The sequence below is a fragment of the Sinorhizobium sp. M4_45 genome, from assembly GCF_002885915.1.
Taxonomy (GTDB): domain Bacteria; phylum Pseudomonadota; class Alphaproteobacteria; order Rhizobiales; family Rhizobiaceae; genus Sinorhizobium; species Sinorhizobium meliloti_A.
This window is the reverse complement of record NZ_NWVE01000036.1, coordinates 1-425: the sequence shown is the minus strand read 5'-3', so window position 1 is coordinate 425 and position 425 is coordinate 1. Positions and strand designations below refer to the sequence as shown.

Annotated in this window: 1 rRNA gene; it reads left to right on the top strand. The window is 56.7% G+C overall.

The annotated features are described in order from the left end of the window. Positions 1–425: ribosomal RNA gene (locus CN933_RS31230) — 16S ribosomal RNA — on the top strand; the annotation flags it as partial.

Sequence of the window (425 nt, the reverse complement as noted above, 5' to 3'; positions counted from 1 at the left end):
CTTGGTGCCAGCCGCCGCGGTAATACCAGCTCTCCGAGTTGTAGGGATGTTTATTGGGCCTGAAGCATCCGTAGCTGGCTAAGTTAGTCCCTTGTTAAATCCACCGAATTAATCGTTGGATTGCGGGGGATACTGCTTGGCTAGGGGACGAGAGAGGCAGACGGTATTTCCGGGGTAGGGGTGAAATCCTATAATCCCGGGAAGACCACCAGTGGCGAAGGCGGTCTGCTAGAACGCGCCCGACGGTGAGGGATGAAAGCTGGGGGAGCGAACCGGATTAGATACCCGGGTAGTCCCAGCTGTAAACGATGCAGGCTAGGTGTTTGGACGGCCACGTGCCGTTCTAGTGCCGCAGGGAAGCTGTTAAGCCTGCCGCCTGGGGAGTACGATCGCAAGATTGAAACTCAAAGGAATTGGCGGGGTGC